Genomic DNA, 7,798 nt, shown 5'->3' on the forward strand with positions numbered 1-7,798 from the left:
CGCACCGCTGTCATTAGGGGAGCGGGGGCGCGATTGGAAGGGCGGAGGCCGGGTGCCAGCCTCCCGCAGGTTGACAGCCCCCTGCCGCGCGATGAGCCTTCGCACCCGGAACGGGGAAGGAGACACCAGAATGGCCAAAGGGAATGGCTCAGGACCGCGGCTTCGCTCGCGCCAGTGGTTCGACGACCCGCACGATCCGGGCATGACGGCGCTTTATCTCGAGCGCTACCTGAATTTCGGGCTGACGCGGGAGGAGCTGCAGTCGGGCCGCCCGATCATCGGCATCGCCCAGACCGGCTCCGACCTCGCCCCCTGCAACCGCCACCACGTTCAGCTCGCGAGCCGGGTGCGCGACGGAATCCGCGACGCCGGCGGGGTGCCGCTCGAATTCCCGATCCACCCGATCCACGAGGGCGGCAAGCGGCCCACCGCCTCTCTCGACCGCAACCTCGCCTACCTCTCCCTCGTCGAGGTGCTGCACGGGTACCCGATCGACGGGGTGGTCCTGACGACGGGTTGCGACAAGACGACGCCCGCCTGCCTGATGGGCGCGGCGACGGTGAACATCCCCGCCATCGTGCTCTCCGGCGGGCCGATGCTGGATGGCTGGTGGAACGGCCGCCTCGCCGGCTCGGGCACGGTGATCTGGGAAGCGCGCAAGCTGCTCGCCAAGAGCGAGATCACGCCCGAGCAGTTCATGCAGATCGCCGCCTCCTCCGCCCCCTCGGTCGGGCACTGCAACACGATGGGCACCGCGCTTTCGATGAACTCCCTCGCCGAGGCGCTCGGCATGAGCCTGCCTGGCTGCGCCGCCATTCCCGCGCCCTATCGCGAACGCGGCTGGATGGCCTACGAGACCGGCAGGCGGATCGTCGGCATGGTCAACGAGAATCTCCGTCCCTCCGACGTGATGACCCGCGAGGCGTTCGAGAACGTCATCGCGGTGGCCTCCGCCATCGGTGCCTCGTCGAACTGCCCGCCGCACATCATCGCCATCGCCCGCCACATGGGCGTTGAGCTCACGATGGAGGACTGGCAGCGCATCGGCGCAGACCTTCCCCTTCTGGTGGACTGCCAGCCCGCGGGCCGCTTCCTCGGCGAGAAGTTCCACCGGGCAGGCGGTGTGCCGGCTGTGATGCGCGAGCTGCTTGGCGCGGACAGGCTGCATGGCGGGGCGATGACCGTGAGCGGCAAGAAGGTCGCCGACAACCTTGCCGACCTTCCCGAGCCCGACCGCGAGGTGATCCGCGCCTACGCAAACCCGATGAAGGAGAATGCCGGGTTCGTCGTTCTCTCGGGCAACCTGTTCGACAACGCGGTGATGAAGGTCTCGGTCATCGACCCCGAGTTCCGCCAGCGCTTCCTCTCGAACCCCGACGCGCCGGACGTGTTCGAGGGCAAGGCGATCGTGTTCGAGGGCCCGGAGGACTATCACGCCCGAATCGAGGACCCAGCACTCGGGGCGGACGAGCACTCCATCCTCGTCATCCGCAATTGCGGGCCTGTCGGCTACCCGGGCTCTGCGGAGGTTGTGAACATGCAGCCGCCGACCGCGCTGATGAAGAAGGGCGTGACGGCGCTGCCGACGATGGGAGACGGGCGGCAGAGCGGCACGTCGGGCTCGCCCTCGATCCTCAACGTCTCGCCCGAGGCGGTGGTGGGCGGCGGCCTCGCTCTGCTGCGCACGGGAGACCGCGTACGGCTCGACCTCAAGGCGCGCAGCGTCGACGTGCTGATCCCCGAGGCCGAGCTCGCCGCGCGACGGGCCGCCTGGAAGGCGCCGGAGCTCGAGCACAAGACGCCGTGGGAAGAGATCTATCGCTCCATGGTCGGCCAGCTCGGCACGGGCGCCTGCCTCGAACCCGCGACGCTCTACCTCAACATCGTCGAGGAGCGTGGCGAGAGCAGGCACAGCCACTGAGGGCGGCACCGGCCTTACGCACCCAGGACCGGAGGCTTCCCGCGTGAGCGCATTCTCCGTCGTGGCGATCGCTGTGCTGGCGCTCGCCGCAGCCGTCATCGGCTACGTCATCGTCACCTACAACGCGCTCGTTCGCGGCCGGACCATGGTTGAGGAAGGCTGGAGCGGCATCGACGTGCAGCTCCAGCGCCGGGCAGACCTCGTTCCGCCGCTCGTCGATGTCGTGCGCGCGCATGCGGCACATGAGCGCGGCATCTTCGAGGAGATCGCCGAGAAGCGGGCCGCTGCGATGTCCGCCAGGGGGAGGGAGGACCGCGCAGCCGCGGAGCAGGGCCTGACCGGCGCGCTCGGTCGCCTCTTCGCGCTCGCCGAGGCCTACCCGACGCTGACGGCAGACAAGAGCTTCCTGAACCTGCAGCAAAACCTCTCCGAGGTGGAGAACACGCTGCAGGACGCGCGCCGCTACTACAACGCGACGGTGCGGGACCAGAACGTGCGCGTGCAGTCCTTCCCCTCCTCGCTCGTCGCCTCGGGCTTCGGCTTCGGCACGGCGAGCTTCTTCGACGCGGGGCCCGACGAGGCGCTCCGCCGGCCGCCGCGCATCGCGCTCGGCGGCCCGGGAGGCATTCCGGGCGCGTGATGGCCCGCCTCGTCGCGGCGCTCGTTCTCCTCCTCGTCGCGCTGCGCCCGGCCGCCGCGGCGGAGGAGATCACGCGCTTCCTCAGCGCCGTGAGCGTCAATGCAGACAGCACACTCATCGTCACCGAGACGATCGACGTTCGCGCAGAGGGGCGGGAGATCCGCCGTGGCATCCTGCGCGAGCTGCCGCTCTGGCGAAGCGCGCCCGACGGCGCGTCCTGGCGCACGCCCTACGAGGTGGTCGAGGTGCTGCACAACGGCCGGCGCGCCACCTGGCAGGTCGAGCAGGAGACGGGGCTGTTCCGCATCCGCATCGGCGACGCATCCGTGTTCCTGCCGCACGGGCTGCACCGCTACACCATTACCTACCGCACCGGCGCTCAGGTGCGCGCCTTCCCCCTGCATGACGAGCTCTGGTGGAACGCGACCGGCGACGAGTGGGTGTTCCGTATCCTCCGCGCGGAGGCGACGATCCGCCTGCCCGCCGGCGCGCGGGCCGAGCGCGTGATCGCCTGGACGGGGCCGCGGGGCACGCAGGAACAGGGTGCGGCGATCCGGCAGGGGGCCGAGGGGGAGGTGATCGTCACCGCCCGCCGCGCGCTCGACCCTGGCGAGGGGCTCACCATCGCCGTTGCCTTCCCGAAAGGGTTCGTCACCTTCCCGCCACCGACGCTCGGCGACCGCATCGGCGTCTGGCCGCCCACGCTCGCCGCAACCGCGCTGTTCGCCGGGCTGCTCGGCTTTGCCTGGTGGCGCGTCGGGCGGGAGCCGGATGCGCGCGCCATCGTGCCACGCTTCGCCCCGCCCGCTGGGCTCTCCGCCGCCGCTTGCCGCTACGTCTCCCGCATGCGCTATGACCGGACGGTGCTCGCCGCGGGCCTGCTCGGGCTTGCGGCGAAGGGTCATGTCGCGCTCGAACGCGACGACGGCACGACATGGACGATGCAACGCCTCTCCCCGCCCGACGGCGCGCCCGCGCCGGACGAGGCCGAGCGTGCGCTGCTCGCCCGCATCCCGACGACCCTGACGCCCATCGCACGGCCGAAGAGTGGCGACAGCCCGCTCGTCGGCGCCGAGGGCATGCTGAGCCGCGCCCTGTCGCAGGCCTATTCCGCCTCGCTGTTCCGAGCCCGGCCTGGCGCGGCGTTCCGCGTCAATGGGCTCTACTTCTTCGCCTTCGTCGTGCTTGGCGTGGCACTCGCCGCAGCACTGACGCTGCTCGGCCGTCCGGGAACCGATGCCCAGGGCTGGCTCGCCTCGATCGGCTGGCGCTTCCACGCACTGATCAGCGAGGTCGGCGAACCGCTCGGCTTCATCTTCCCGCTCGCCTTCGGGTTGATCATCGCCAACATCCTCGCGAGCTCCGGTGCGATCACGAACCGGTTCGTCGTGCTGCTCCTTCGGGTGCTTCTCGTCGTCATCGCCGCGGTGCTGCTCGGCCCCGTTCTGCTCGTCGCCGCGATGCTCCTTCTGGGAAGCTACGGCCCGATCTGGTGGGGTTTCGTTCTCGCCTGCCTCGCCGCGCTCGCCTGGGCGCGGCGCGCCCTTCCCGCGCGCACGAAGGAGGGCCAGCGCCTCTGGGAGGAGATCGAGGGATTCCGCCGCTTCCTCTCGCTCACAGAGAAGGACCGGCTCGAGGCGCTGCATCCGCCCGAGATGACGGCGGAGCTGTTCCACCGCTACCTGCCCTACGCGCTCGCGCTCGATGTGCTGAACAAATGGAGCCGCCGCTTCGCCGAGGCGGTCGCGGCAGGAACGATCGCGGCGGCCGAGCTTGCCAACCGCCGCGGCGCCTGGCCGTCCGCGCGCGACGCGGGGTCGTTCTCGCGCGAGATGGGCCGTTTCGCATCCGATCTCTCGCGCGCCGTGTCCTCCGCGGCCGCGCCGCGAAGCAGCGGCGGCGGCTCGGGCTTCAGCAGCGGCGGCGGAGGCGGCGGCGGCGGTGGGGGAGGCGGCGGAAGGGGCTGGTGAGCGGCCTCACCGCGGGATGCGGCCCTCGAGCGGATAGGCGGGGTCGTTGTAGCCGGGGGTGGAAGGGTGGCCGGCAGGAACGAGCCCATCGACCAGGGCCTCGTCCTCGGCCGTGAACGACACGTCGAGCGCCCCGGCATAGTCGTTCCACTGCTCGAGCGTGCGGGGCCCTGCGACCACGCCGGTGACGAGGCGGTTGGCGAGCAGCCAGGCGAGTGCGAACTGCCCCGGCGTGACGCCCTTCGCCTCTGCGCGGTCCGCGAGCTTGGCCGCTGCCTCGAGGCTCTCGGTCCGCCACTCGGTCTCCATCATCCGCTTGTCGCGCCGCGCGGCGCGCGAACCCTCCGGCGGCGCGACGTTGGCGCGGTACTTGCCGGTGAGAACGCCGCGCGCGAGAGGCGAGTAGGGGAACACGCCCAAGCCCAGCGCAGCGCAGGCGGGAAGGTGCTCGACCTCCACCATGCGGTTCAGCGCGTTGTAGAGGGGCTGGCTGACGATGGGCCGCCCGATGCCGGCCTGGTCGGCGAGCCGGCAGATCTCGGCCACACGCCAGGCGCGATAGTTGGAGACGCCGAAGTAGCGCACCTTGCCCGCGCGGATGAGGTCTGCCAGCGCGCGCACGGTCTCCTCGAACGGCGTCGCGTGGTCCTCCTTGTGCAGGTACAGGATGTCGATCACATCGGTGCCGAGGCGTTCCAGGCTCGCATCGACCGATTCGATCGCGTGGCGCCGCGAGGTGCCGCGTGCGTTCGGTCCCTCGCCGTTCGGGTTTGCGAACTTGGTCGCAAGAACCCACCAGGAGCGGTCGGACGCGATGGCGCGGCCGACGATCTCCTCCGACCGGCCCTCGGTGTAGGTGTTGGCCGTGTCGATGAAGTTCACGCCCTGCTCGCGCGCGCGGGCGACGATGCGGGCGCTGTCGGCCTCGTCGGTCGCGCCGCCGAACATCATCGTGCCGAGGCAGAGCGGCGACACCCTGAGCCCGCTGCGGCCGAGATTGCGGTATTCCATTCCGGTCATTCCTTGCCCTGTGCCGCCCATTGCGCGACGAGCTTCAGGCACACGCGCGCGGCGGCCTGCATGTCCTGCAGGCTCACCCATTCGAGCGGGCCGTGCACCTCCTGCATGCCGACGAAAAGGTTCGGCGTAGGCACGCCGAGCTCGGTCAATCGCGACCCGTCCGTGCCGCCGCGTATCGGCGCGAAACGCGGCGTGAGCCCGGCGGCCTCGTAGGCTGCCTTGGCGACGTCCACGGGCCGCATGTCCTTCTCGAGCCAGTAGCGCATGTTGCGGTAGCGTGGCGTGATCGTGCAGGTGACCTTGGCGCGCGGTTCCGTCGCCGCGACCGCCTCGCACACCGTGCGCAGCATCGCCCCGCGCGCGGCGAGCCCCTCGCGCTCGAAGTCCCGCAGCAGGATCGTCATCTCCGCCTTCGCCGCGCTGCCGCCTGCGAAGGCGACATGCCAGAACCCCTCGCGCCCCTCCGTCACTTCCGGCGTCTCCGTCGCCTGGGGGAGCGTGTCGATGATCGTCGCCATCAGGTGCAGCGCGTTGACGAGCTTGCCCTTCGCCCAGCCCGGATGCACCGAGACGCCCTCGATCACCACATGCGCCTGGTCTGCCGAGAAGGTCTCGTAGACGAGCTCACCGAGGTCCCCGCCGTCGAGCGTGTAGGCGAACTCGGCGCCAAGCGCCTTCGGAAGGTCTGGGTGGACGCCGCGGCCGATCTCCTCGTCGGGCGTGAAGCAGAGGCGGATCGTTCCGTGCGCGATGCCAGGGTTCGACAGCAGGTGGCGCGCTACCGTCATGATGATCGCCACCCCGCCCTTGTCGTCGGCCCCGAGCAGCGTCGTGCCGCTCGCGGTGACGATGTCGTGGCCCGTACGGCTTGCGAGATAGGGGAGGCGGGCAGGCGAGAGAACCTGCGAGGGGTCGTCTGGCAGCACGATGTCGCCGCCGTTCCAGGCGCGGTGGACGATCGGCTTCACGCCCTTGCCGGTGAACTGCGGCGTGGTGTCGACATGGGCGCACAGCGCGATGGTCGGCACGGCGTGCGCGACGGTTGCGGGAATGGTCGCGAGCAGCGCGCCATAGGGCGTGATGCCGATGTCCTTCGCCCCCATCTCGGCAAGCTCGCGCTCAAGGAGCCGGAGGAGGTCGTACTGCTTCTCCGTGCTCGGCGAGGTCTTCGAGTTCGGGTCGCTTTCGGTGTCGATGCGGCAGTAGTGGACGAGCCGGTCACCCAGCTCGTCGACGAACTCACGATCCATGCGTCACTCCCCGCGCGGGCGAATTACGATCGAAGGACGGCTCCGGTGGCCTTGGCAACGGCGGCAACGATCTTCTGCGCCGCGGCGTCGATCTCGGCCTCCGTCAGCGTGCGCTCCTTCGGCTGAAGCGTCACCGCGATGGCGAGGCTCTTGCGGCCCTCGCCGATGGCGGCGCCGCGGTAGACGTCGAACAGCGAGACGCCCTCGATCAGGCTCCGCTCCGCGCCCTTCGCCGCGCGAAGCACGGCATCGGCCGTGACGGCCTCGTCGACCACGAAGGCGAAGTCACGCACCAGCGGCTGGAAGGCGGGAAGGCTGGGGTTGCCGCGGCGCTTCCGCTTCGGCTCGGGGACGGCGAGAAGGTCGAGCTCGAAGGCAGCGACGGGCCCGTCGAGGTCGAGGGACTTGAGCACGCGCGGATGCAGCTCGCCGAACGTGCCGAGCACCGTCTTCGGCCCGAAGCGCAGCGTGCCCGACCGGCCAGGGTGGTACCAGGCGGGCGCATCGGGCGTGACCTGCACGCCATCGAGATTCATCCCGAGGGCGGACAGCACCGCGAGGGCATCGGCCTTCGCGTCCAGCGCATCCGGCCCGCGTGTAGGGGCGGCCCAGTGGCGCGGCGAGGCGCCCGCACGAAGCCCCGTCGCGGCCAGGGTTTGCTCGCCCGACTCGCCGCCGGAAAAGATCGGGCCCGTCTCGAACAGCGCGACATCGGGAAGACCGCGCGCGGCGTTGCGCGCCGCGGCGAGGGCGAGGTTGCCGATGATCGAGGGGCGCATCGCGTCGAGATCGGACGCGATGGGGTTGGCGAGCATGCGGGCCGCGTCGCCGCCGCCGAACAGGGCTGCCGTCTCGCGCGCCATGAAGCTGAAGCTCACGGCCTCGACCATGCCGCGGCCGGCAAGCACGCGGCGCGCGGCGATCGCGCGGCCCATCGCCGGCGTGACGGCGACGGGCGGAACGGCGCGCGCGCGGCCCTCCGCGTCGGTGAGCGGCG

The 7,798-nt window shown here is 70.8% G+C and carries 6 protein-coding genes; 3 read left to right on the top strand and 3 right to left on the bottom strand.

Features of this window, described 5'->3' with window-relative positions; genetic code table 11:
* Positions 1-130 precede the first annotated feature (130 nt).
* Genes FIF60_RS17185 through FIF60_RS17195 form a run of 3 tightly spaced genes read left to right on the top strand, consistent with a single transcriptional unit; the run spans position 131 to position 4,531 of the window.
* Entirely contained in the window at positions 131-1,921 is a 1,791-nt protein-coding gene (locus FIF60_RS17185; RefSeq protein ID WP_144299519.1) for an IlvD/Edd family dehydratase, read from the top strand.
* Between the two features lie 43 nt (positions 1,922-1,964).
* Complete coding sequence (locus tag FIF60_RS17190) at positions 1,965-2,561, top strand: LemA family protein (protein ID WP_239451688.1); 597 nt, start codon at positions 1,965-1,967, stop codon at positions 2,559-2,561.
* Positions 2,561-4,531: a DUF2207 domain-containing protein gene (locus FIF60_RS17195; RefSeq protein ID WP_239451689.1), complete on the top strand. Its 1,971-nt coding sequence runs from the start codon at positions 2,561-2,563 to the stop codon at positions 4,529-4,531. Before FIF60_RS17190 ends, FIF60_RS17195 begins: the two co-directional genes overlap by 1 nt.
* 6 nt (positions 4,532-4,537) lie before the next feature.
* Here the strand turns inward: FIF60_RS17195 and FIF60_RS17200 are convergent, their stop codons facing one another.
* The 3 genes from FIF60_RS17200 to FIF60_RS17210 form a co-directional block, all read right to left on the bottom strand.
* On the bottom strand, positions 4,538-5,542 hold the full coding sequence (locus tag FIF60_RS17200; protein ID WP_144299521.1) for an aldo/keto reductase: 1,005 nt from the start codon (positions 5,540-5,542) through the stop codon (positions 4,538-4,540).
* 5 nt (positions 5,543-5,547) lie between these two features.
* A complete protein-coding gene (gene pepT, locus FIF60_RS17205; protein ID WP_144299522.1) occupies positions 5,548-6,801 on the bottom strand; it encodes a peptidase T in 1,254 nt (417 codons plus the stop codon).
* A gap of 23 nt (positions 6,802-6,824) precedes the next feature.
* Positions 6,825-7,798: phenylalanine--tRNA ligase subunit beta-related protein (locus FIF60_RS17210; RefSeq protein WP_456305157.1), on the bottom strand; the 974-nt coding region annotated here is incomplete at its 5' end.

Source organism: Elioraea rosea (genome assembly GCF_007644105.1).
Lineage (GTDB): Bacteria > Pseudomonadota > Alphaproteobacteria > Acetobacterales > Acetobacteraceae > Elioraea_A > Elioraea_A rosea.